The sequence below is a fragment of the Paenibacillus xylanilyticus genome (genome assembly GCF_047246825.1).
In the GTDB taxonomy this organism is placed as follows: Bacteria; Bacillota; Bacilli; order Paenibacillales; family Paenibacillaceae; genus Paenibacillus; species Paenibacillus xylanilyticus_B.
This window is the reverse complement of the sequence record NZ_JBFOLB010000001.1, coordinates 1,744,830-1,769,930: the sequence shown is the minus strand read 5'-3', so window position 1 is coordinate 1,769,930 and position 25,101 is coordinate 1,744,830. Positions and strand designations below refer to the sequence as shown.

The window sequence follows — 25,101 nt, the reverse complement described above, 5'->3', positions numbered from 1 at the left end:
GTGAAGCTATTATTTACACGTTAACGGAGAGTACAGAATCAATCTGTAGAAGCAGAGCGTGTTATAGGGGGAATAAAAGTGTTGATCAATCTAAAATCACGCATACAGGAGCCGGAAGTGCAGGAACTGCTGTCCTACTCGGTCTTTCCGGACCCGGAGCAAGTGGGTCGTGCGTTACAACAATATGTAGAGAAGGACGAGCTTCTGCTGGATGGATACGAAGATGAAGGGCAGTTAATCGGCTTAATTGGATATGAGCAAACGGGAATCAGTGAAATTACCATCCAACATATCGCAGTGCTGCCTGAAAACCGATTCAAGAACTACGGCCGTGGCATGATTGCACAGCTGCTGGAGAAGTATAACCCGGACAGGCTGATCGCAGAGACGGATCAGGAAGCTGTAGAATTTTACCGCAATACCGGCTTTGTCGTGTACAGCCTGGGTGAGCTGTATCCAGGTGTGGAGCGATTCCGTTGTGTACTCGAACAAGACGAGGATGCAATCGAAGAATAGTGGATGAAACAGTTTCTACAGGTGAAGATAGAAGCATATCATTTAACAGGGCGTATGACTTAGCGGCAGCTAAGCCTTACGTCCTGTTTTTTTATGTCGTGAAAACATAAAAAAACAGGAATAAAGTATTGCATTACATTATAGTTTCAATATAGAATAGTTTCATTGGAGAATAGTTCGATAAGTGAACTATATTTGCGGGAAGGAGAATGAATATGAACACACCGGATGCCAAAAGCTTGGTGAACCGCTATTTGGATGCCTCTTTTCTGGTAACCAAACAGTTTGATACACGGATCCGTGAACGGGTGGGGCAAACCATGACAACGGATCAGTTCTGTGCTCTTCGTTTGATCGATGAGAAGCCATCTTGCACTCCGTCGGATCTGGCAGAGCTTCTCTGTGTCGGCAAAAGCAGCATCACCGCACTGGTCAACAAGCTGGTTGATCGGGATTTGGTTGATCGGGCCGGGGATGAGCGGGACCGCAGGGTGGTATATCTGACACTTACAGATACGGGGCGTCAGGTATACCGTGAGACTGAGCGTGAAATACAGCAGCTTCTGGAGCCTTACCTGGTCCACTTTAAGCCGGAAGAGGTACAGAATTTTATTGAATCCTTTGAGAAGCTGGCAACCTTGCTAACAAATGAGGGAGGACAGGAGAACGAATGAGAACGATTCTGAAAGCAAGATGGTGGTTGATGGGGCTATGGGTTGTTGTAGCCGCCGTATTAATGTTCACCGCACCTAATATGAGTGAACTGATTCGGGAAAAGGGGCAGTTTTCGGTCCCGGAAGGGTATTCATCCACCCAGGCAGCGGCCATTCTGGACGAAGCGGCTGCACAGAAAGGCGAACAGCAGGGCAGCCAGCTTGCCCTTGTATTTTACAATGCAGATGGCTTGGGTACAGCCGGCAAACAAGAGGCAGAAAAGGCTGTGAAACAGCTGGAGGCCAAGAAAGAAGAGCTCGGTATTTTATCCATTTTGGAGCCTTTCTCACAGCCTGAGCTGTCAGACAAGATGATCTCTGCTGATGGCAAAACGATTCTGACGTCTCTGTCCGTTGACCAAGGGGATCGTACGGTTAAGGAGATGCGTGAAGATCTTAATGAAACACTGAAATCGGTCAATGTGGAACACTACATAACCGGTAAAGGACTAATTGATGAAGATACGGTAGAGAGCTCCCAGGAGGGACTCAAGAAATCAGAATACATTACGGTTGTATTTATTTTGCTTATTTTGTTCCTTGTATTCCGTTCGTTTGTAGCACCGTTTGTCCCACTGCTTACCGTGGGCATCAGTTATATTGTATCGCAGCAGATCGTAGCGTTTCTGGTGGACGGGGTGGATTTCCCGATCTCAACCTTTACGCAGATCTTCATGGTGGCAGTCATGTTCGGGATTGGTACCGACTATTGCATTCTGCTCATCAGCAGGTTCAAGGAAGAGCTGGCACATCATGAGACGACCTGGGAAGCAATCATTGCAACTTATCGTACAGCAGGTAAAACGGTATTCTTCTCTGCTCTTGCCGTGCTGGTCGGTTTTATTGCAATTGGTTTTGCCCAGTTTATGCTCTATCGTTCCGCAGTGGCGGTCGCTGTCGGCATAGCTGTAATGATGCTTGCTTTGGTTACGATTGTTCCGTTCTTCATGGCGGTGCTGGGCAAAAAGCTGTTCTGGCCTTCCAAAGGTTCACTGGAGCATGCGGAGAGCAAGATCTATGGAGCAGCCGGTCGCTTTTCACTGAAACGTCCATGGGCTGCGCTGCTCATCGTTGCAGCCGTCTGTGTGCCACTTCTGGCCACTTACGATGGCAAGCTGTCGTTTAACAGTCTGGATGAGATTGGTGAGAAGTATGATTCGGTAAAAGCATTCAACATTATCTCGGGCAGCTTCGGACCAGGTGAATCCCTGCCGGGACAGATCGTTATCCAGAACGATGAACCGATGGACAATGCCAAATATATGGCGGTTGCCGAGAAAATCAGTCGCGAAGTGGAGAAGGTGCCGGGAATCTCCGGGGTGCGCAGCATGACAAGACCGACGGGTGATGAGATCAAGGATTTCGAAGTGACTCAGCAAGTTGGAACATTGTCGGATGGACTCGGTGAAGGCAAGACGGGTCTGGATAAAATCCGTGATGGGCTGAGCGAGGCCAGCAGTCAACTAAGCAAAAATGAACCGCAGATCAAAGAAGCTGCAAGTGGAGCGGGTGAACTGAGCAAAGGAACTTCCCAGCTGCAATCGGGAATTAGCCAGTTGTCCGAAGGTCTTCAGCAGATTGAAAAGGGAATTCGTGACGGCTCGTCAGGAGCTGGTGATCTGAAAGCAGGTCTTCAGCAGGCGAGAACAAGTGCGGACCAGCTTGCACAGGCCAATAATCAGCTGCTTGAAGCATATCGTCAGGCTGGAGCAGGTGTAGCTGCACTGGGCGATGGAGCCGGAGAACTGCAGCAGCAGCTCACAGGTGTATCCATGGCACTGACCAGTCTGAATGAATCGTTTGCTGCTCTCGAAGAACGGTACCCCGAACTGCAGCAAGACGCGGACTATCAGCGGGTTAAAGGTACACTTGGTGAAACGGGAACAGGCACAGCCCAATTGGCTCAAGCGCTGGATCAGATTGTAAGCAAGCTGGGTGAAGCTGCTGCTGGAATCAACCAGGCGAATGAAGGGTTTGCTTCAGCCGCATCCGGACAAAAGGCTCTCGCAGAGGGACTGGGTCAGATTGTGACGGGAATAGGCCAGCTCGAAACAGGGCTGAAGCAGGCAGCTGACGGTCAAGGTAAAGTGATCAGCGAGATTCCTTCTATCCAGAATGGTCTGGACCAGCTTCAGGGCGGTCAGGAGAAGATTAGTCAAGGCTTCACGGACCTGAGTGGTCAGCTCACACAATTAACCGATGGCCTGAATCAAAGTGTGGATGGGATCGAGCAGGTATCAGGTGGTCTTGATTCAGCACAAGATTATTTGACACAGCTGCAAAATTCACCGGACTCCGACCTGGCAGGCTGGTATGTACCTGAAGAAGCACTGAGCAACAAAGACTTCGCACAGGTATTTGACACGTATCTTTCCAAAGATCGGAAGACAATGACGGTAGATGTTATTTTTGCCGAGAATCCATATGGTATTGAGGCCATTGATCGTGTGCCGGATATTGAAGCAGCCGTACACCGTGCCGTACAGGGGAGTGCGCTGGAAAAAGCGGATATTGCCGTTGGCGGTGTAACAAGTACGTTCGCAGACTTGCAGGAGATCTCCAACAACGATTATACGCGCACGGTAATGCTCATGCTTGCAGGTACATTTATCATCCTTGTCCTGTTGTTGAGATCAGTGATCATGCCGCTGTATCTGATCGTTTCCCTGTTGCTGGCGTATTTCACGTCCATGGCTTTGACCGAAGCAATCTTCGTCAATATCCTTGGCTTTGCGGGCATCAGCTGGGTTACGCCGTTCTTCGGATTTGTGATGCTGATTGCGCTTGGTGTGGATTACAGTATCTTCCTGATGGATCGGTTCAATGAAAACAAAGGCATGAGAGTTCAGGATGCGATGCTGTACGCGATGAAGAACATGGGTACGGTCATTCTGTCGGCAGCTGTTATTCTCAGCGGCACATTTGCTGCCATGTATCCATCCGGCGTTCTCTCAATGATGCAGATTGCTACGGTTGTTCTTAGTGGTTTGGTCCTGTATTCGCTGTTGTTCCTGCCGTTCTTCGTGCCTGTTATGGTGAAGATGTTCGGCCGTGCCAACTGGTGGCCTTTCCCCAACAAAGAACAGAGTGAGTCAACGGATTCAGATCGTACAATTAGCATGTAATTGAAAGATGTAGAGAGCCTCTGCGGAATTTTATAATACCGCAGGGGTTCTTTTCTCTTCATTTTGGACTATGCACACATAACAGAAAAATAAAGGTGTACGCCTACGGACATCATCCCGCGCCTTGTATCCGGTTCTCTCATATAGATATAGCAGTCAGTCATAAGTTAGCAGAGAGGGGCGACGGTGATGGTATATCGATATACGGCCATTGGGGACTCGTTGACGGTAGGCACAGGCGCGCTGTTGGGCACCGGGTTTGTTCCTTTGTACCGTAGAATGGCAGAAATGAATGTTCGCACATTTGTGTCGATGGATAATATGGGGGTCAACGGACTGACTTCAGGTGAACTGTTGCAAATGGTATCTTCTCATGCAAGAGTACGGCAATCCCTGCGAGAAGCGGATATCATAACGATGTCCATTGGCGGAAATGATCTGATTCGGACTTTCAAAGCGAGTGGAGGCATTCCAAGTGCCAGTAAAATGACACAGGTACTGGCAGACACCCGCAGTAATGTGTCCCAGATCATGAGGCACATCCGGCAGCTAAAAGGAAATAGTGTATACATGGTCCGATCCATCGGATTGTACAACCCGTATCCTCAAGCGGCAGAGGCAGCCTATTGGGTTAGGCAGTATAATTCATTTCTGAATGGTGCAGGTTCGGGGAACTATGCCTGCGCTCAGGTATATGACCGGTTTGAGGGTCATGAACGGGAACTGTTATTCTGGGATCGTGTTCACCCCAATGCCAGAGGATATCGTGTCATTGCGGATCAACTAAACCGTACGGGATACAAACCTTTTGTTTGAACAAATCAATAGGATATCAGGTCATTGGCATAGCTGATCCAGACTGGACCAGAGAACGGCCTTCCGTTATGATGAAAAGAATGAGATGTTTTCCTGATCGACCCATATAGATATTGCAAATGAAGGAGCTATAATCGGTGCACAACATTCATTTACGTCCTCAGGATGATGCGGAACGACAGCTGATACACGAAGTGATATCCGTATGTTCACCTCAGTCCCGGTGGGAAGCAGAACGAGGATACGGGGGCATGAACAACACGACGTACATGCTTAAACTGGATGGCGAGAGATACATGCTCAGGCTGTATGAGACACATGCGGATACCGTAAAAATTGCTTTTGAACATCACGTGTTGTCCGCATTGAATCAATCGGAATTTGAGCTTCAGGTGCCTTCTCCTGTCCAAGTGAATAAGGGTGAGGGACGCACGTTTCTTTCCGTCAAAAGTTCCCCTAATGGACATGACAAGATTGCAGCAATGTTCACGTATTGCAGGGGCAAGAATCCAGTCTGGAATACGCCGGATCAGCTCATTGAATTGGGTAAGGCAGCGGGTCTGCTGTCCTCGGCTTTGGCCAAGCTGGAAGTATCTCTTGAACCGGTATACCCACCTTATTATCAGATTCAACAGGCGTACCCGCTCTGTCCACCAGACAAATTGATACAGTTGTGTCTGTCGCCACCCGATGAGCTGAAGGAATGCGCTGAAGAAATGCAGGATCTGCTGCCGGTGTTTCCAGCTCTGTTCGAGGCACTAAATGGCATGGATGATCTGCCGCATCAACTGGTTCACGGGGATGTGAATGCATCAAACGTATTGTCGGATGACAATGGCCGCATCAGTGCTATTCTGGATTTCGAGTTTGCCACATGGGATTTGCGGGTGATGGAGCTTGCTGTTCCCATGTCTGACCTGCTGACGATGGACAAGAGTGATGAATGGATGTGGCAGGCACTGGAGGGACTGATTCGAGGATTTCAGAAACAGGTGAGACTGGAGGCGGAGGAACTGAGGGCGATCCCACAGCTTATTCTGCTGCGCAGTCTTGATGTGGTCATGCATTTTATCAGCCGAATGTTTGAAGGTACGGATGAACCGGAAGTTGCAGTAAACCAGATCATTAAACTCAGAGAGCGGATCGAATGGATGAATAGCAATGAGGAACGGTTACGGAAATTGTTATGTGTTTAAGCGTGTTTCTGAACTTGTCTTGGATTGCAAAAGAACGCTGATTTCTGCTTTTGGACAGAAACCAGCGTTCTTTTGCTTTTTGGAACATATCTGATCGGAAAGCAGATCCTGGAGCGTGTGCTTACAATCCGCGTTTGCGGAACCAGCTGCGGACTGCCCAGCGGCGTTCCTGGCGTTTCTTGTATTTTGGCAGAGAACGATAGACGTTCAGGGATTGCTCATAGGCATGCTTGGCGTCATCTGTGCGTTCAAGTGATCGGTAGACTGAGCCCAGCAAATAATAGGCCTCACTCGATGAAGAGTGGATATCCTGGAATTGTTGAACGTAGGACAATGCCTTGTCCCGATGTGTTTCCTTAAAGGCATTGGCTAGGGTCAGATAGGGCTGACCATACTTAACCCTTGGATTAATATCCAGAGCCTGAAGGATATGACGCTCGCCTTCTTCGGTTTTACCGAGGTGCAGTTCTGTCGTCCCCAGTGCCTCCCAGTATTCAGCTGATTGCTCATACGGGCGTTCCAGCTCCAGCAGCAATTCATAGGCTTCCTTATAACGTTTGCGTTCAATCAGAAGTCTGGCCAGATCAAGCTTGGAAGAAACCTCATTGGGACTCAGCGCAATCTGCTGACGCAGTCTTGAGATAGTACGCATGCGCTTGAGTGGCTTCATGAAGCTGGGGAATACTCCGACATAACGGCGATCCAGGAAATACAAAATAATGAGGAAAATCAGGACAGCTACGAACGGATTGCCAACAATCCGCCATAACAGGCCGAATATCAAAAATTTAATCAGCACGACAAGGTTCAACTCCGTTTATGATGTGATCGCGTTACGAACGCTTAAAATATACTTGGATTGGTCCAGTGGATTCACACCTCTGCGTTTGCGCGTTGGATTCGCGTCTGGAGGACAATCCTGATATCCGGCAAAAGAGGTAACAAGTACACCGCGTCCGCCCGTTTCCGAGCGGAGTTTAACCGGATAATCCATGGAGGTGGCAAGCGGAAGCTGCCCTTCCACGATGCATCTTCCTCCTCCAATGACAGGCGCTTCGAACGTTGCCCGCATATGTACGAGATCACTGAGTGCCTTGCCGCCGTATTCTTCCGGTACTGTCAAACGGAACTGTAGCAGCGGTTCCAGCAGTTTGGTACCGGTACGAGCCAGGCCGTCCATGATTCCCATGGGTGTGGCAACGACAAAGTCCAGTGGATGCGTGTGCCAGACATGATGCTCTCCTTCAATAAGCGTTATCCGCAGGTCGGTTACTTCCCAGCCGTACATGCCCTGAGACAGTGCTTCCGGAACACGGCGCTGGACTTCGTTTTGATATCGAAGCAGCAGCTGGTCTGTTCGAACCGTAGATTCGTAGACCAGACCGCTGCCACGAGGCAAAGGTTCCATTTTAAATCTAAGAATGGCCCAGCAAGGCTTAGGCATGGTGTAGGCGATGAACCCTTCACCTGGAGCGCTCAGTGTTTCTTTGTAGATTACGGAAGGGGGGTCAAAAACAACATCCAGTCCAAACCGGCTCATTAACAAGCTGGACAGGATTTCGAGTTGAATGGTTCCCATGACTTTGAGGTGCAATTCCCGGTCTTCGGGCAGCCATTGCAGATCAAGCAAAGGATCCTCATCCGTCAATTCCTGCAATGCAGCGACGAGGTCGGGATAACGTGCCGGATCTTGGCCATGAACCTGTACGGTCAGCAAAGGTACAGCCATTTGCGGCATGGGGGGAACTGCATCCGGGCTCCCGATAATGTCACCAACATGCGTCTCGCTCAGGCCGTAGAGGGCTGCAATCTGACCGCTGTGTACCGAACCGGTATCCATCCATCTGCGCCCATCCATCTGGCGGATTTGCGTCACTTTTTCCTCCAGTCCTCTGGTGGTGTTGTAGATCGTGTCCCGGTTGTGAATGCTGCCTCCATACATGCGTACATAAGCTGTACGGCCCATCGTCTTGTTCCGTTCAATTTTGAACACAACCCCGGAGACCGTGAGATCCTCTGTCTGAGCAGGAGGCGGGAGAAACCGGATGACGGTATCAAGAAGTTCCGATACCCCGATCCCTTTTCCCGAAGCACCAAAACAAACCGGGAATATTTCGCCCTGATGCACCAGTTTACGGAATGCCAAATCGATCTGCTCTGGTGGAAGGTGTGCTTCATTAATATAGGCTTCCATAATGTCTTCATCCAGTTCTGCAATGATTTCAACGAGCCCGGGGAGCGTTTGCTGATCCACAAGGGAGTTTTCTTGCCATAAGGAACGAACACCAATAAACAAATCTTCCTCCATCAAGCAGGATTGTACTGCACATGCAGAGAGGGAAAATGTGGAGCGAATCTGTTCCATAATTGCTGTTGCAGAAGCACCGATGCGATCCATTTTATTGATATAGATGATGGTGGGAATACGAAGGGAGCGCAGGGCATGCCAAATAGTCTCGCTCTGGGACTGAATGCCTTCCACGGCTGATAAAATCAGAATGGCACCATCCATCACGCGCAGCGAACGCTCCACTTCAGAGCTGAAATCGATATGTCCCGGGGTATCGACCAGGTCAATTACGGTATTTTTCCAAGTTAGTGAGGTCATGGCAGCCTGCACCGAAATTCCCCGTTCTTTCTCGATATCCAGAGAATCCGTGGCTGCGGTGCCGTCATCTACCCGGCCGGGACTGCGAAGAATGCCGCCATGGAATAACATATGTTCTGTTGTGGTTGTTTTGCCTGCATCTACGTGAGCGAAGATACCGATATTTCGGCGATTGAATTCGTTTTGCATGGGATGTAAAGCTCCTCTGACCGAAGAAACGTATCGTTTCTGACATTGTTATTCCGTATTATCATACCACACGACTGTATGGAAGAATATGTTACACTTCGACCCATTAACCATTCATTGTTCTGCGGTATGCCGCCGGCGTGGTGCCAGTGATCTTTTTGAATTGCCGATAAAAATGAGGCAGACTCTCGAAGCCGCAGGCATCGGCTACCGAAGCCATGGTGTCATCATTCCGAAGCAGATGTTCCTTCGCCATGATCACCCGGCGGGCAAGAGCGTAATCGGTTAGTGTCATGCCCGTATATTTTTTGAACGCCCGACTGAAATGGGCAGGAGATACCGCTGCCTGCACAGCGAGTTCGGACAGGGAAAGGCCGCTGCGCAGTTTGTCGTCGATATTGGACAGAATGGCTGACAGCCAGCCGGGTCCAGAAGAAGAGTGCGCTGAGCTGGCAGGGTCAGCATCCTCCAGGCGCTCGAGAAATATAAGCAGCAGCTGTAGGTGAAGCAGGGCAGCATGGGCGCTTAACGGGTTCCCCAACTCGAATTCGGCGTGGATTTCGTCGATGAACGTCCGCACCTTGGCTTGTTCTTCCACGGCCAGCTGCCTTCTGTATACTCGGCGTCTGCGGCAGCGTTCAAACAGGGACAGCAGGACTGAAGCACTTCCTCCCGCTGCGGATGCCAGCAGACCGGGACTGAAAAACAGGGCCGAGGAGGTGACTGGATTAACCTCATCTGGTAAAGCCCGGTGTACCGTGCTGCCCGGAATAATGAACAGGTCCCCAGCCTGCATATCTTCAAGGCCAGTATCTATAAAAATGGTCCCTTGACCGCGATATACGTATATGATTTCATGCCAATCATGCAGATGGTCAGGCAGCTCATTCTGAGGAGCTTTGGTGTCTGCATACACCAGTCGAAAAGGAATGCCTGATTCCGCCTGAATGGTTGTGCGAACGGGTGAGTGTACCATGGTGGCCCCTTTCTAAACATATTCAATGCAAGGGAGACCTTACTCGGTCATGAAAGAGTATATTTAACGCAATATAAGCAATTTAATTTCCTTTTATTGATGATACAATGAATTTAAAGCGTTTTCAATTGAGGGAAATGGCAGCTTAGAATCTGCACTCGGATGTTGACAAATAAACAATGAGGTGAGTGTTCATGTCGGCGAGCACCAAACGACCAAGACTGAAGCTGAATCTGTTGGGAAGTGACGGACAGCGCAAGTGCAAGGAAATTATTGAACGCCCCGTGAAGGTACTGCAGATTGGTGAAGGCAATTTTTTGCGGGGGTTTGTGGACTGGATGCTGCATGAGAGCGCCAGACAAGGTAAATTTCACGGCAGCGTGGTAGTTACTCAGCCTCGTCCAGGCGGTAAGGCGAAGCTGGGGCAGATCAAGGATCAGGATGGGCTGTATACAATGATTACCCGAGGACTCTCTCAAGGAAAAGTTGTGGAACGTTCGGAAATGATTTCGATTTTTTCCCGCTGCATGAATCCCTATGAAGAATGGCAGGCGTTTCTGGATTTGGCCGAGCTGCCTTCACTGGAGTTTGTCATCTCCAATACGACCGAGTCAGGATTAAAATATATTCAATCGGATGTTGTGGAGGGAGAACCTGTTGCTTCATTTCCGGGAAAGCTGACCGTGTTTCTTCATCAACGTTATCTCCGGTTCGAAGGCGATCCATCCAGAGGCTTGATTCATTTGCCATGTGAACTGCTCGAAGGAAATGGCGATGTACTGCGCAGCTGCATACTGCGTCACAGTGAAGATTTTGGCTATTCCGATGCATTTCGCACCTGGATTACCGACCATAATCTATTTCTTAACAATCTGGTGGACCGGATCGTTACTGGTGCGCCAACCAAGGAAGAAGCAGACTCGCTATCGAAACGCTGGGGTTATGAGGATCAACTGATTAATACAGCAGAGCCTTATCATTTTTGGGCCATTCAGGGTGATGAGGGGTTGGACAAAAAACTGCCTTTGAAACAGGCCGGACTCAACGTTCATTGGGTCAAAGATTTGAAGCCCTACCAGGTGCGCAAGGTTCGCATATTGAATGGAGCACATACCCTGATGTCCTCTCTTGGCATTCTCCACGGCAAGCAGCATGTGAGAGAAACGATGGAAGATTCGCATTTCGGACCGTGGATCAGGGAAGCGGTGCACCAGGAGATCGTGCCTGCACTTGATATGCCGGATCATAATCTGGACCAGTACGCTGAAGAGGTGTTCGAACGGTTCCTCAATCCGTATATTGATCACAAGCTCCAGGACATCGCATTAAATACCATTGGCAAATTCAAGGTGCGTGTTCTGCCTACATTACTGACCTATGATCAACGCGAGGGTAACTGGCCGGCACGCCTGGTGCGCGGATTTGCCGGGCTGCTGTGGTTGTACCGTCCGGTGAACACATCGGAGGGGTACACAGGGCAGCGATTGGACGGCGAAGCTGTTTTGCTCAGGGATGATCCGGATGTGCTTGCTGCATTGACCGCGCATTGGGACCATTATGATTCGATTAGTAAAGATCGAGAAAAGTTAAACGACAGGCTGACTGCCGTATTATCGGATTCAACCCTATGGGGAGAGAATCTGGACGAGCGAAAAGGACTGCGGGAAGCGCTTCTTAACGAAATGGTTTTGCTGGAAGGTGAGATGGAATGAATACAACAAGTGCAGCTCATGACTGGATTGCCATTCAGCCTCAGGATGACGTGATCATAGCCCTTCGCGATTACACCAAGGGGGAGACCATCACACTGCCTGACGGGGCTTCCTTTACACTGCTTGATGATGTGCCCAAAGGGCATAAGATCGCTGTACATGGGATCGAACCAGGCCATGACGTCTTGAAATATGGCTTCTCGATCGGCATTGCCAAAGAACGGATTGAGCAGGGGAACTGGATTCATAGCCATAACCTGAAGACAGGGCTTCATGGCTTGCTGGAATACGAGTATAAGCCTGGTGCGTCGGTTCAGACAGATATGCCCCCGGAACACTTGCGGACTTTTGAAGGCTATTTGCGCCCTAATGGGGAAGCAGGTATACGCAATGAAATCTGGATTATCAATACCGTTGGCTGCATCAACAAGGTATGTGAAGCACTGGCTCGTATGGGGCAGCCCCAGTTCGGCAGCAGAGTGGATGGCGTGTACCATTTTCCGCACCCATTTGGTTGCTCGCAGCTTGGCGATGATCTGAAATATACCCAGCAACTGCTGGCTTCCCTCGTCGAACATCCGAACGCAGGCGGTGTACTGGTCATTGGTCTGGGCTGTGAAAATAATCAGGTCGACCAGTTCCGCGAATGCATTGCACCTGAGTATCAGGGGAAAGTTCGGTTTCTCAAGGCACAGGAAGCAGACGATGAACTTGAAGAGGGACTGCGCCTAATGGAGGAACTGGTGGAAATCGCCGAGCTGGAACAGCGTCAGCCGCTTCCGCTCAGCAAGCTCAAAATCGGCTTGAAGTGCGGTGGTTCAGACGGTTTATCCGGCATCACAGCCAACCCGCTAGTAGGTTCAGTAGCAGACATGCTGGTGGCCGCAGGAGGGACCGCCATTCTGACCGAAGTGCCGGAAATGTTCGGAGCGGAAACCATTCTGATGAATCGTGCTGAGAATGAACAGGTGTTTGACGATCTGGTGGACTTGGTCAACGGTTTCAAGCAATATTTTGTAAACCATGGCCAAAATATTTATGAGAATCCGTCTCCAGGCAATAAAGCCGGTGGAATCACTACATTGGAGGAGAAGTCGCTGGGTTGTACGCAAAAAGGCGGTCGTTCTTCCGTCGTCGATGTGCTTCGTTATGGTAAACGTGTAACAAAGACGGGATTGAATATTGTTGAAGCTCCCGGTAATGATCTGGTGTCTGTCACGGCATTGTCGGCCGCAGGTGCCCATATTGTTCTGTTTACCACAGGACGGGGGACACCGTTCGGAGGTCCTGTTCCTACCGTCAAGATTGCAACACAATCGGATCTGGCGAATCGAAAAAAGCACTGGATTGACTTCAATGCAGGTCAACTGCTTGAAGGCCGGACGATGGATGACGTGAAAGTTCAGCTGTTCAGCCAGTTGATCGACATTGCTTCAGGACGTACACAGACACTCAGCGAGCAGCACGGATTTAGGGAAATCGCCATATTCAAGGATGGTGTCATTCTATAATTGGAACACCTTCATACTTGAGTATTTTGTATAAATCCAATAAGCGACTTCCAATCTTTAATATATAGATCGAAATGGTCCTATTCGTCTATATATTGTACCCCGGAGCGAGTGGAATCGAATGATGCAAAATGCTGACTTTTATCATGTTTATATAAACCCGTTAACAAAAAATCCCGGTTGCCAATCGTGCTGTGGCTTCCGGGACTTTTTGTTATGACCAGATGTAAACAAAGATAATCCATTGACTACTCTGGCAGATTATTTGAGCCTCCGTTAATGGTTTACACCATGCCAAAGGCTTTTTTGATTTTTACCAATCCAGCTCCTGTAGTGTTTTCCTTGAGCTTTTCCAGCAGAAGGTCACGAGCTTCTGGAATACTGCCTTCAAATCGTTCAATCCCCTGACGGCTCATCCAGTGTCCAGCAGTTTCATAGGAAGAGCTATTCCAGGCTACCTTGCCTTCTGCAAGGCCTTCCTTTTCCTTGGTCCCACTGATGACAATGGCTGTACTGCTCTGGAGATCCAGAAGCCCCTGATCGAATGCCTTTTTATCTTCCTTGGCACCAAATCCAGCCTGTGTACGCAAAGCACGTCCATCAATACCTTCCTGTTCCTCTATTCTCTCATAAAGCTTGAATGCGTCACGGGAGAGCAAGCCGGCATCATATTGTTCCTGGATGGTTCGGCTGTCGGACAACAATCGGTGCACCCAAGGGAAATATTCGCGGGAGATCAGGAGCGCTTTCTTTTTGACAAACTTGCCATATGCAGCAACACCATCTTCAGCTAGACGTGAACGCCACAGCCAGGGGTCCAGATCCGTATCGGTATGCCAATTCTCTCTGGGGGTCAACGAAGAGAGCGAAGGGAAGTCGGGAAATAACGGTGCCAGTGGAAGCAAGCCCAGAAACTGTATGCGCTGGACAGCTTCTTCATAAGTTACAATCGGCTCAGTGATCATGGTTAGGGTAATCTCCTTTTAAGTTGTTGTACAAGGGTTTTGGGTGGTGTTCGTGTACATTTGGCTCACTTCCTCGGCATGCTGCCTGATCTCGCTGCGGAGTTCTTCGGGTTCAATCACTTCTGCCTCGCGTCCCAGACGGTAAAAGAAGCGGACAGCCCACTCCCATTGGTCTGCTGGACAGAGAAAGGACAGCTCCCAGACATCTGGGGCAACCTCCGTCAATTTCTCACCGATATGCCTGTCTTGTTCTGCTTCCACCATGGCGAAATAACTCAAACGGGCTTTGATTCGAACGGAAGACTGTACCGAAGGGGGCGACTGGCTCAGCGCACGCTCGGCCTCTATCTTCAATTGTTCTGTCTTTGAAGAGTCGATGGTCTCTGCTTCCAGAATCCGGTCCACTCGAAACAAGCGCTGCTCTCCATGCTCCTCCGAATAAGCTTCACAATACCAAAATCCCGCAGAAGCATAAATGCGAATCGGGCAAATCTGAATCCAGCGCTGACGTGCAGCCGAGCGATACAGGATACGCAACCATCCATGTTCAGGGATACAGGCAAGGAGCGGTTCCAGATGATGAAGAATATAGCTGCGCTCGGGAATACAGTGATTCAGCCGTTGAAGCATCGGATCGATTCGTGCCATGACGTCATCCGGAATGATGCCTTTGATTTTGTCCATAACCGTCCAGCGTTTCTCTTGAAAAGGCGTATCTGCATAATGACTGATTCCCTCAAGAGCGAAAATGAGAGTTGCTGCTTCTACCGGATCCAGCTGCAAGGGAGGCAGCACATAGCCCTCCATAAGCCTAAAGCCACCGCCCGGCCCAGAAATGGCTATAATCGGCACATTCATTTCGGATAGGGACTGGATATCACGCAAAATGGTACGGCGGGATACTTCAAACTTATCTGCCAGGGAATGTGCTGTTTCAAGTCCGTGTTGTAAGGCCATGACGATGGCGGCAAGCCGATTTATTTTATTCATGTCAGCCACTCCGTTTCGAGAGTTACGCCGCCGGAAAGGATGCCGGAGTGATAAAGCCATTGTAACAGCCGATTAGTGACATCTTGGATGTCACCAATATATGTATGGGTTATTTGATATGCTGTGTAATGGTGGATGAGAGAGCGTTTTTCCGGCATGCGCCATAAAATGTGTGTCTCGTCCAATTCGCTCTGTGAAGCAGTATTTCCTTCTCATCAAATTCCCACAAATGATGGCAAAAAAACCGTATCCGGATAAACGGATACGGTAAGTAGCAGGTTTGCATTTTTAAAGCTCTCATTCACATCACTCTATTTTAAAAAAAATGAAGTATTTAACTGAAAAGCTTGATTTAACAGACGTGTTCGTAACACTTTGTATCAAGTGGTTGTCAGTTCGTACCTATAAGTTTCAAACACAATTAGGCTTATTTCATCTCAAGCAGATGGACACCACGACCCTCAATTTCCACATGACCAGAGAGCTCGCGATCCGTGAGCAGATCTTGTGCCTTGCCATTCCCCAAGTCATAAGACTGAGTGGAGGCGTTGTGGTTCATGACGAAGAGGAACGACTTGCCGTCCTTCGTACGTGCGCTTACTTCCACACCATCTGGTGTTTCGAGCAAGGAATTAATGTTTTTGGCTGCCGCAAGCTGTCCCAGCAGGCCATCCAGGAAGCGATCTTCCGGATCTGAAGCTACATACCATGCTTCGCCCTTACCGAACGTGTTGCGGGTCAGGACAGGCATACCTTGATAGAAGTCGTCTCCGTACTCGGCAATGACTTCGGCACCTTCGCTGTGCAGCAGGTCACACAGCATGCCGCATTCGTATTTACCTTGAAGATTGCCATAGGCTTCTTTCAATACAATGCTGTTCTTTTGTTCAGGCAGCAGAGCATCGATTTCTTCCACCCAGATGCCAAGCAGCTTGCGAAGCTCACCTGGATAACCACCTGTCGTCACGAGATCGTTCTCGTTTACAATGCCGCTGAAGAATGTGGTCAGGAACGTTCCACCGGCTTCCACAAACTTTTCCAGCTTGGCAGCAAAACCTGGTTTCACCATATAAAGTACCGGAGCAAGGACAATATCATACTTGCTGATATCGGTATCCACACTGACAATATCCACCTGAATATTGCGGCGGAAAAAGGCAGCGTAGTACTTGTGGATCTGATCCACATAATTCAGGGCTACGGTAGGGCCGCTGGATTTCTCAATCGCCCACCAGTTGTCCCAGTCAAACACGATTGCCACTTTGGATTCCACAGTCGCATCGAGTGTTTTGTCTCCGAGCAATTGCAATTCCTTGCCAAGCTGGGCGACTTCACGGAATACACGTGTATTCTCATGACCAACGTGCTCAATGACTGCACCGTGATACTTCTCACATGCGCCAATGGAGCGGCGAAGCTGGAAGAACATGATTGTGTCCGCACCGTGCGCAATCGTCTGATAACTCCACAGGCGCATAACGCCAGGACGCTTCAGCGAGTTGTATGGCTGCCAGTTTTGCTGGCTTGGTGTCTGTTCCATGAGCATGAATGGCTGGCCGTCTTTCAGTCCGCGCATCAGATCATGTGCCATAGCGGTGAAGCTGAACGGCGTGGCGAGGCCAGGATAGCTGTCCCAGGAAATGATGTCCATATATTTGGCCCATTTGAAATAGTCAAGCTGTTTGAAGAATCCCATCAGGTTAGTCGTTACGACGGAATCTGGGACATGCTTTTTGATCGCATCATACTCCAGACGGTAACAATCAAGCATGCTGTCGGAGTTGAAACGGGAGTAATCAAGCGAGATGCCCTGGAACGTGGAATTGTTGTTGCCCCAGTGCTCACTCAGATTGCTTGGCAGTACGATCTCGTCCCAATCATAGAACGTATGTCCCCAGAAATTGGTATTCCATGCTTTGTTGAGCTGATCCAGAGTTTGATAACGCTCCTTCAGATACACACGGAAAGCTTTCTCACAATTGTCGCAATAACAGTCTCCGCCATATTCGTTGGAGATGTGCCATACCAGCACAGCGGGATGGTCTTTATAACGTTCCGCAAGTTTGTCGGCAATCTTCTCGGAATATTTGCGATACGTTGGGCTGTTTGGACAGGAATTATGGCGTCCGCCGAATTTGCGTTTGCGTCCGTCAGCATCCACACGAAGTACATCCGGATACTTTTTGGCCATCCATGCCGGATGAGCAGCCGTGCTTGTAGCGAGACAAACATAGACACCGTTTTCATAGAGACTGTTAATCAATTGGTCCAGTTCTTCAAATTTATAGATTACCTCATCAGGCTGAATCAGAGCCCAGGAGAAAACGTTAATGGTGGCTATATCAATACCTGCCAGTTTGAACATGCGCAGGTCTTCTAGATGGGTTTCGTGATCCCATTGTTCAGGGTTGTAGTCACCGCCATAGAACATTTTGGGTAGTTTGCTGCTAATCAATGTATTCACCTCTTGTATAAGAATAATTGTATATTATATGATTCATATAGCTTTTAAAATATAAGAAAAGTAATGATCCATATAAGAATATGGAAATGAATAAACGTGGTCCAATGGCAGAACATTCATACACCGAGAGGAGAATACCATGTTAATCTCACCGAAGCATCGTCGATACTTCATGACTCCGCGCGAAGAGCCACTTCCGCTGTACATCGAGAGCATTGGTTACAACGGCAATCAGGAGAATGTGTTCAGGCCTGCAGGATATCCTTGTTATCACTGGCTTCAGACCGTGAAAGGGGCGGGGGAGTTTCGATTTGCCGGGTTAACCGTAGTCCTCAGTGAAGGGTCTGGGATTTTGCTGCCACCGAACGAACCGCATGAATATGTGCCTTCACTAGGGGAGTGGGAAACGCTCTATATTACGTTTGGGGGGTCACAATGTCCCGCCATTACCGAGGCCCTGGGACTGGGTGAAGCAGCGCTTCATCAATGGGAAGCAGGGAGCCCGTTGGAGAATTACGGCAGGGAGGTGCTGGGTTCAATCAGCAGCGACCAGGACTTGTCCGGTTTGGAGGCTTCGGCAGATATGTACCGGTTCTTGATCTTGCTCAAAAAACATGGCATGACCGGCAGCCGGTCATCCATCTCGCATGCCGTGGAACGGCTGGCACCGCTAATCGCATTTATGGATCAGCATTACGCGGATCCAGACATTGGTCTTGAACAGATGGCGGCCGTACCAGGAATCACACCAAGACATTTAAATACCCTGTTCAAACAATCGTTTGGCATGACGGCCTACAGCTATTTCATTCTCCTGCGGATTCGCAAATCAAAAGAATGGATGACCGGGGACAGCAAGATGACGGTGAGGGAAACGGCGGCGCGTGTCGGTTTTCGGGATGCGAGTCATTTTGTGGCCACATTTCGGCGAATCGAAGGGGTAACACCTGAGCAATTTCGAACGTTATATTTATAGTAGAGCGTAGCTAAATGCTGCGTTGGTTCGAGGTTTGCGGCTCTGTTATGCTAACATCTGTGACAAATTGAACAAAAAGTGATGCCAGGAAGGTATTGATGCGTGAGGGCAGTTGCCGTTATGATGATATCGATTCCTTAGATTGGAAAACTCAAACGGAACATCGTATCCGTTCTACTTAGAGAGGATGATAGAAATTGACAACAACCATTCCATTATGGGATCATGCAGCACCTTATGCGGCCCAAGGCCATGAGGAAGAAATGCCGCACCTCATTCCCTTTATTCAGCCTGGTTCCGAGAGCGCTGTCATTGTGTGTCCTGGCGGGGGTTACGGGTTTCTTGCAGATCATGAAGGAGCACCGATTGCGGAATTGCTTAACCGTGCGGGAATCAGTGCATTTGTGTTGAAATACCGGGTTGCACCACATCAGCATCCTGCGCCATTAACGGACGGTCAGCGTGCCATTCGATATGTGCGTGCTCATGCCAAGGAATTTGGCATCCAGCCCTCCAAAATTGCAGTGCTCGGCTTCTCGGCAGGCGGACATCTTACAGCCACACTTGGCACCTTGTATGATGCGGGGCAGCCGGATCACGAGGATCCGATCGAACGTGAGAGCTCACGCCCGGATCGGGTGATTCTCTGTTATCCGGTCATAACGATGGAATCGTATGGACATGCAGGTTCACGCGAAAATCTTCTTGGACCGGATGCCACCCCTGAACAGATTAAAGCCTTCAGCGCAGAGCAGCAGGTTAAGGCAGATGCACCTGAGGCATTTATCTGGCATACGAGTGATGATCAGGCAGTCCCGGTCGAAAACAGTTTGCGTTACGCGCTTGCACTGGGTGCGCATGGTATTCCTTACGACCTGCACGTGTTTGAAAAAGGATCACATGGTCTGGGACTTGCTGAAGATCATCCTGCTGTGCGGCCATGGTCGGATCTGTGTCTGACCTGGCTTAAAAATCAAGGATGGTAACCGTTTACCCACTTTAAATGTGCTATAAGGCGAAGGAGAAGAAGACTATGAAACTGCAAAAAAATGACAAGCTGCTCTTTATCGGTGATTCCATCACAGATTGCGGTCGTGAACACCCTGTAGGTGAAGGAAGCTCAGGACTCGGACACGGTTACGTTGCACAAGTATATGCACTTTTACGTTCCATTTATCCGGAATTGATGCTGCGCATCCAAAACGTGGGTAATAGTGGAAATACCATTCGCGATTTGAAGCAGCGCTGGGACCGTGACGTGATTGATCTGAAGCCTGACTGGTTATCGATAATGATCGGCATTAATGATGTATGGCGTCAGTTCGACCATCCGCTGTCCGCGGATTCACATGTGTTTTTGGAAGAGTACGAAACAACGCTGAGAGAGCTTGTTGCTTCCGTTCGTCCAAATGTGAAAGGGCTTGTGCTAATGACTCCATATTACCTGGAAGCCAATGCCGAGGATCCCATGCGGGCAACGATGGACATCTACGGAGAAGCTGTTCGCAGAGTAGCGAATGAGTATGATGCCATCTTTGTGGATACCCAAGCTGCCTTTGCCCCGTTCTGGGATCATTATTATACGTCTGTCCTGACTCATGACCGTGTCCATCCAGATGCAACAGGCCATATGATCCTGTCCAAAGCATTCCTGGATGCCATCGGATTTGAATGGTCAGGCGGCGTCAAATCATAAAAGGATGTGATCGGATGAGCAATCTCAACATTGCAGTACATACCCCGGCCCTGCTGGGAGAAGGCCCAAGTTGGGACGCTGAACACAATCGCCTGTTATGGGTGGATATTGAGAGCTACAAGGTGCACGTATATGATCCTGAAACAGGACGAGATCAGGCTTACGATGTAGGTGAACACGTGGGTGCCGTTGTACCTTATCGCGGTGATGAAGTGGTGGTTGCACTCCGCAGCGGGTTCCATACCTACCATTTGCTCACAGGAGAATTGAAAGCGATTGAAGATCCTGAAAGTGATAAGGACACGAATCGCTTCAATGATGGAAAGTGTGACGCTCTTGGCCGGTTCTGGGCAGGCACAATGAGCATGAATAACGAAAGTAAAGCTGGTTCATTCTACTGCCTGGAGGAAGGCAAGCCTGTCCGTACTATGTTTCGGGACGTATCCACCTCCAATGGATTAGGCTGGAGCCCCGATGAACAAACCATGTACTATATTGACACGCCTACACGCTCTATTGACCGATTTAATTTTGACCTAGAAGCAGGTGACATCTCGAACCGGACAAGTGTTATTTCAGTACCGGAGGATTTCGGTTTTCCGGATGGAATGACTGTGGACAGCGAAGGGATGTTGTGGGTTGCCCATTGGGGAGGTGGGAGAGTGACGCGATGGAATCCGCATAACGGGGAACTGCTTCAACAGATTGAAGTGCCTGCGGATCAGGTCACCTCATGCTGTTTTGGCGGGCCTAATTTGGAGGAACTCTATATTACAACAGCACGAACAGGCATCAGTGAGGAACGTTTGGCAGAAACCCCGAACGCTGGCTCCGTATTCGTGATCAGACCTGGTGTAAAGGGACAGAAAACCCATGCGTATGGCAGGGTCTCTCAGGCAAAAACGAATTAATACGGGCATGATCTGTCATGCAACCGCAGACTGGCTTTATACGTTTGAAGAGAATTGAACTTTGACCGGATAACAAGTCAGATAAGAAGAGAAGTCCTGGTACGCCGAATGATTCTGGGCGGCCATGGCTTCTTTTTTTGTCGAGTAATCGTGTAAAATGAGGGAGTCGATTGATTTAGGGCAGACGCTGGCTTTCAATTTCCATTGATTTAACAATGATTATGGGATATAAAGAGAGGTACAAAACTTTAAAATTGTTGTAACCGCTAACACTGGGGTGCCGTTATATCCGATATAAAAAAAGTATAACCTGTAGAGACATAGAGGAAAGATGAGACAAGGGGGTCGCGATCATGAACCGGTTGTGCAAGGTGCTGATTGTTGACGATGAATTTCTGGTACGCCAAGGGATCAAGCATCATATGAACTGGGAGTCGGAAGGATTCCAGATTGTCGGAGAAGCGTCCAATGGTGAAGAAGGGCTGGAACAGGTGCGTTTGCTGAAGCCTGACATCGTCATTACCGATATTGTGATGCCGATTATGGACGGTGAAGCATTTGTACGTACGCTAAAAGCCAGTCATCCACAAATTGAGGTCATTGTACTAAGCAGCTTCAGTGAATTCGAATATGTACGTTCTACACTCCAGCACGGAGCCGCGGATTATATTTTGAAACCAAAGCTGGATACCAACGAGCTGCTCCAGGTGCTGCAGCGAACCGCAGGAAAAATTCCCGAATTGCAATACGAGCCTTCTCATGAAGGCTGGAAGCTCGGACAGTTCATGGAAAAGATGATATCCGGATTTGCGCTGGAAGACGAAAACGATATGGCTATGGTCAGGGACACATTTCCACATGACTGCTTTCGTCTGGTCGTATGCGGAACACAATCGATTGCGGACAAGGATGAGATGGAAAACAAGCTGCGAAGCTACCTTGCCGACGTGGAATGCGCTATGGTACCGGCTGAGAGTGAATTGCCTATATTTCTCCTGAATGTAGACCCTGCCAAAGATGACTGGATGGTCGGGCGGATCAAGCAGGTGGCATTGGAAAATGAGGCCGGCATTACTGGACCCAGCTGGGTTCTAAGTGATAGCTTTACTTCATTCAACCAGATGGGTGATGTGTACCGGAATCATTTGATTAAGTTAATGGAATATCGCTTTTATTATGAGGGCCGCTCCATACTTGTCTATAGTGAACTTCCGCCACTGCATACAGCTGGCTACCAGTTTAATGTCAATATGTTTTTGCAGCATGTGAAACGGAATCGCACTGAAGCGGCGAGGGATTATCTGAGAGAGCATGCGCTCACCCTCGGACGTGATTATATTGCGGATGTGTTTGAAATCAAATCCTTTCTGGGCAATCTGATCTTCAACGTAACGATTACGCTCGCTGATATGGATGTACAGTCTTCGGCGCTCGAGGAGAGCAAGTATACTTACTTCAAAAATGTGGATGGGGCATCCAGTCTGGGTGAAGTCATGAATGTACTGGACCAGTTTATGCTTGAGGTTCAGGAATGCACTGCCGGAGATGGAGGAAAACGCAGTGATCCGAATATGAAGATGCTGCTTGAATATATGCATGAGCATTATGACCAGCCACTCGGTCTTGCTGAAGTCGCCAAGCATTTTCATTTTAATCCATCGTATTTATCCAGTTACTTCTCTTCACACAAAAAAGAAGGATTCAATGAATATTTGAATAAAATCCGCATTGAGAAGGCAGAGGAACTCTTACGATCGGATGATGTTACCATTTCCGAAATCAGCAGTATGGTGGGTTATTCTGACCACAGCTATTTCTGCAAGGTGTTCAAAAAATTTACCGGACTGTCACCAAGCCGATATCGGCGGAAGTTCTGGGCATAAAGTCAGAAGGAAAATCTCATGAAGAAATGGATGAACGGATTATCACGTCTCGGATTGTTTCCCAAACTGTTTCTCGTCATGGTGATTAGTATCATTCTCGTTTCCGTACTTATTCTATGGACCACCATTCACATGTCGACGAATCTGTTTACCGAGACATTCAGCATCACGAACTCCAAGGTGCTCAGCCAGATTAAAACCAATTTTGAATCCTTTAATGATGCGATTGCAGCGGTTTCCAACAATGTAAGCCAAAGCGGGGCGATTCGCGGCTATCTGTCTGAAGGAGAGGGAGATTCCCTCACGATGGCGAAGTCCTATTACAATATGAGAGAATCAATGGACCGCATCCAATCCATTACTGAATCCTACGAGGTAGGGATTACGATTAGTGGAATTAACGGGCGCACCTATTCTACGGATCGATCCCATCTGAAGATGTCGGTAGAGGAATTGAAAGAACTGCCGATTACGATCGAAGCTGTTGATACACCGAATCGACTGATTTTTGACGATTACCGGACCGATACCGACGTGGGCACCCAGCAGATGATCTCGGCTACCAAAGCGCTGACAGACCGGACCCAAAGCCGGATCTACGGAACGCTCTATGTGACCATGAGAGAGAATGTGTTCCGTCAGTTTTACAGCAGCTTCACAAGCAGGGGCAATGATGTGGTCATCCTGAATGAAGGTGGCGAGATTGTATCCTCCAACCGGGAGGAATGGATTGGTACGAAGCAGCTGGACCTGCTGTCTTATGCGAGACAAATGAGTATTAAAAGCAGCAATGGAATTAACGCCAAGGTAATGGAGCAGGACAGCGTAGTTCTGTCAGAGTACTTGCCGTTTTACCGGTTCTATATTATTAATGTTGTGGACAAGGATCTGGCAATGGGTCAATTGCTTGATATGAAAACGATCGCTCTGATCTGTGCAGCCATTGTGGCAGGCGCCCTTGTGCTGGTGTTTCTGATCACCAACCAGATTACGAAATCGCTGCGCAGGCTCGTGAAGCAAATGTCCAATATTACGAAAAGTGATCTGGATAATTATATTCCGGTCAGCGGAAGTTACGAGAGCCGGCAGCTTGGTCATGCGTACAATTACATGCTGGATGAACTTCATGATTATGTGGACCAGCTTGTATTAACGCAGCGGGAACAGCGCAATGCAGAGCTCGCAGCATTACAAAGCCAGATCAATCCTCATTTCTTGTATAATACGCTGGCTTCGGTGAAGGTACTGGTACAGCAAGGGAACAAGGACAGGGCAGCTGAGACGATTAACGCCTTAATTGCGCTGCTGCAGAATACGATCAGCGATGTAAGTGAAACGGTCATGGTAGAGCAGGAAGTGGAGAATCTGAAGAACTATGTTTTCATTAATCATGTCCGTTACGGAGGACGCATTAAAGCTGCCTTCTATGTCGCGCCCGATTGTAATCACTACCATGTCCCGAAACTGGTCATCCAGCCATTTATTGAGAATGCCTTCTTCCACGCATTTAACAGGAAAGAGACAGGCACGATTCATGTTCTGGTTTCACGGGCAGGAGAATCGCTTATTTGCGAAATCATGGATAATGGGGACGGCATTGAAGGGTTTTCCATGGGGGAATCCCTGCCTAATCCGAAAAACAACCGGCAGCTGTTCAGCGGCATTGGCATTCGCAATGTGCATGACCGGATTGAACTGTTGTACGGAGCGCCCTATGGTGTGACGATCATGAGTACACCGGGAGAAGGGACGAGAGTTACCGTTACACTCCCATTAATTACAAGCTGAGAGAAACCGATCAGATGCATGACGGAAATCCATAAGCGTCAACCAATACATTAAGTCTTTCTGTGG

19 protein-coding genes are annotated in these 25,101 nt (G+C 48.8%); 13 read left to right on the top strand and 6 right to left on the bottom strand.

Annotation, left to right across the window (positions count from 1 at the left end):
• Positions 1-78: 78 nt before the first annotated feature.
• The 5 genes from AB3N00_RS07650 to AB3N00_RS07630 all read left to right on the top strand — a co-directional run bounded on the left by AB3N00_RS07650 (position 79) and on the right by AB3N00_RS07630 (position 6,366).
• Entirely contained in the window at positions 79-516 is a 438-nt protein-coding gene (locus AB3N00_RS07650; protein WP_413034015.1) for a GNAT family N-acetyltransferase, read from the top strand.
• Positions 517-731: 215 nt separating this feature from the next.
• On the top strand, positions 732-1,190 hold the full coding sequence (locus AB3N00_RS07645) for a MarR family winged helix-turn-helix transcriptional regulator (RefSeq protein WP_413034014.1): 459 nt from the start codon (positions 732-734) through the stop codon (positions 1,188-1,190).
• On the top strand, positions 1,187-4,354 hold the full coding sequence (locus tag AB3N00_RS07640; RefSeq protein ID WP_413034013.1) for an MMPL family transporter: 3,168 nt from the start codon (positions 1,187-1,189) through the stop codon (positions 4,352-4,354). The genes AB3N00_RS07645 and AB3N00_RS07640 overlap by 4 nt, the downstream gene beginning before the upstream one ends.
• A 189-nt stretch (positions 4,355-4,543) precedes the next feature.
• Entirely contained in the window at positions 4,544-5,170 is a 627-nt protein-coding gene (locus AB3N00_RS07635; protein WP_413035214.1) for a GDSL-type esterase/lipase family protein, read from the top strand.
• A 137-nt stretch (positions 5,171-5,307) separates the two neighbouring features.
• A complete protein-coding gene (locus AB3N00_RS07630) occupies positions 5,308-6,366 on the top strand; it encodes a phosphotransferase (protein ID WP_413034012.1) in 1,059 nt (352 codons plus the stop codon).
• Between the two features lie 121 nt (positions 6,367-6,487).
• On the opposite strand, the gene AB3N00_RS07625 is transcribed toward AB3N00_RS07630, so the two are convergent.
• The 3 genes from AB3N00_RS07625 to AB3N00_RS07615 all read right to left on the bottom strand — a co-directional run bounded on the left by AB3N00_RS07625 (position 6,488) and on the right by AB3N00_RS07615 (position 10,139).
• Positions 6,488-7,165 carry a tetratricopeptide repeat protein gene (locus tag AB3N00_RS07625; RefSeq protein ID WP_413034011.1) on the bottom strand — a complete coding sequence of 226 codons (678 nt, stop codon included), beginning with the start codon at positions 7,163-7,165 and terminating at the stop codon, positions 6,488-6,490.
• Between the two features lie 18 nt (positions 7,166-7,183).
• On the bottom strand, positions 7,184-9,163 hold the full coding sequence (locus AB3N00_RS07620) for a GTP-binding protein (RefSeq protein WP_413034010.1): 1,980 nt from the start codon (positions 9,161-9,163) through the stop codon (positions 7,184-7,186).
• 106 nt (positions 9,164-9,269) lie between these two features.
• The gene (locus AB3N00_RS07615) at positions 9,270-10,139 is read right to left on the bottom strand and encodes a helix-turn-helix domain-containing protein (protein WP_413034009.1); all 870 of its coding nucleotides are present in this window, start codon (positions 10,137-10,139) and stop codon (positions 9,270-9,272) included.
• Positions 10,140-10,333: 194 nt separating this feature from the next.
• On the opposite strand from AB3N00_RS07615, the gene AB3N00_RS07610 reads away from it, so the two are divergent.
• The gene (locus AB3N00_RS07610) at positions 10,334-11,851 is read left to right on the top strand and encodes a tagaturonate reductase (protein WP_413034008.1); all 1,518 of its coding nucleotides are present in this window, start codon (positions 10,334-10,336) and stop codon (positions 11,849-11,851) included.
• A complete protein-coding gene (locus tag AB3N00_RS07605) occupies positions 11,848-13,362 on the top strand; it encodes a UxaA family hydrolase (RefSeq protein WP_413034007.1) in 1,515 nt (504 codons plus the stop codon). Before AB3N00_RS07610 ends, AB3N00_RS07605 begins: the two co-directional genes overlap by 4 nt.
• A gap of 284 nt (positions 13,363-13,646) precedes the next feature.
• Here the strand turns inward: AB3N00_RS07605 and AB3N00_RS07600 are convergent, their stop codons facing one another.
• From AB3N00_RS07600 to AB3N00_RS07590, 3 genes are all read right to left on the bottom strand, one after another.
• Positions 13,647-14,327 (bottom strand): hypothetical protein, encoded by a 681-nt coding sequence (locus tag AB3N00_RS07600; protein ID WP_413034006.1) that lies wholly within the window; start codon positions 14,325-14,327, stop codon positions 13,647-13,649.
• Positions 14,328-14,345: 18 nt separating this feature from the next.
• Positions 14,346-15,317 (bottom strand): helix-turn-helix transcriptional regulator, encoded by a 972-nt coding sequence (locus AB3N00_RS07595; protein ID WP_413034005.1) that lies wholly within the window; start codon positions 15,315-15,317, stop codon positions 14,346-14,348.
• A gap of 427 nt (positions 15,318-15,744) precedes the next feature.
• Positions 15,745-17,772 carry a beta-galactosidase gene (locus AB3N00_RS07590; protein ID WP_413034004.1) on the bottom strand — a complete coding sequence of 676 codons (2,028 nt, stop codon included), beginning with the start codon at positions 17,770-17,772 and terminating at the stop codon, positions 15,745-15,747.
• A 148-nt stretch (positions 17,773-17,920) separates the two neighbouring features.
• On the opposite strand from AB3N00_RS07590, the gene AB3N00_RS07585 reads away from it, so the two are divergent.
• The 6 genes from AB3N00_RS07585 to AB3N00_RS07560 all read left to right on the top strand — a co-directional run bounded on the left by AB3N00_RS07585 (position 17,921) and on the right by AB3N00_RS07560 (position 25,035).
• On the top strand, positions 17,921-18,757 hold the full coding sequence (locus AB3N00_RS07585) for an AraC family transcriptional regulator (protein WP_413034003.1): 837 nt from the start codon (positions 17,921-17,923) through the stop codon (positions 18,755-18,757).
• A 197-nt stretch (positions 18,758-18,954) separates the two neighbouring features.
• On the top strand, positions 18,955-19,743 hold the full coding sequence (locus AB3N00_RS07580) for an alpha/beta hydrolase (RefSeq protein WP_413034002.1): 789 nt from the start codon (positions 18,955-18,957) through the stop codon (positions 19,741-19,743).
• 47 nt (positions 19,744-19,790) lie between these two features.
• A complete protein-coding gene (locus tag AB3N00_RS07575; protein WP_413034001.1) occupies positions 19,791-20,453 on the top strand; it encodes an SGNH/GDSL hydrolase family protein in 663 nt (220 codons plus the stop codon).
• A 14-nt stretch (positions 20,454-20,467) separates the two neighbouring features.
• Complete coding sequence (locus AB3N00_RS07570) at positions 20,468-21,364, top strand: SMP-30/gluconolactonase/LRE family protein (RefSeq protein WP_413034000.1); 897 nt, start codon at positions 20,468-20,470, stop codon at positions 21,362-21,364.
• Between the two features lie 353 nt (positions 21,365-21,717).
• Positions 21,718-23,247: a response regulator transcription factor gene (locus AB3N00_RS07565; RefSeq protein WP_413033999.1), complete on the top strand. Its 1,530-nt coding sequence runs from the start codon at positions 21,718-21,720 to the stop codon at positions 23,245-23,247.
• Between the two features lie 18 nt (positions 23,248-23,265).
• Positions 23,266-25,035, top strand: coding sequence for a cache domain-containing sensor histidine kinase (locus tag AB3N00_RS07560; RefSeq protein WP_413033998.1), 1,770 nt, complete (start codon positions 23,266-23,268; stop codon positions 25,033-25,035).
• Positions 25,036-25,101: the final 66 nt, after the last annotated feature.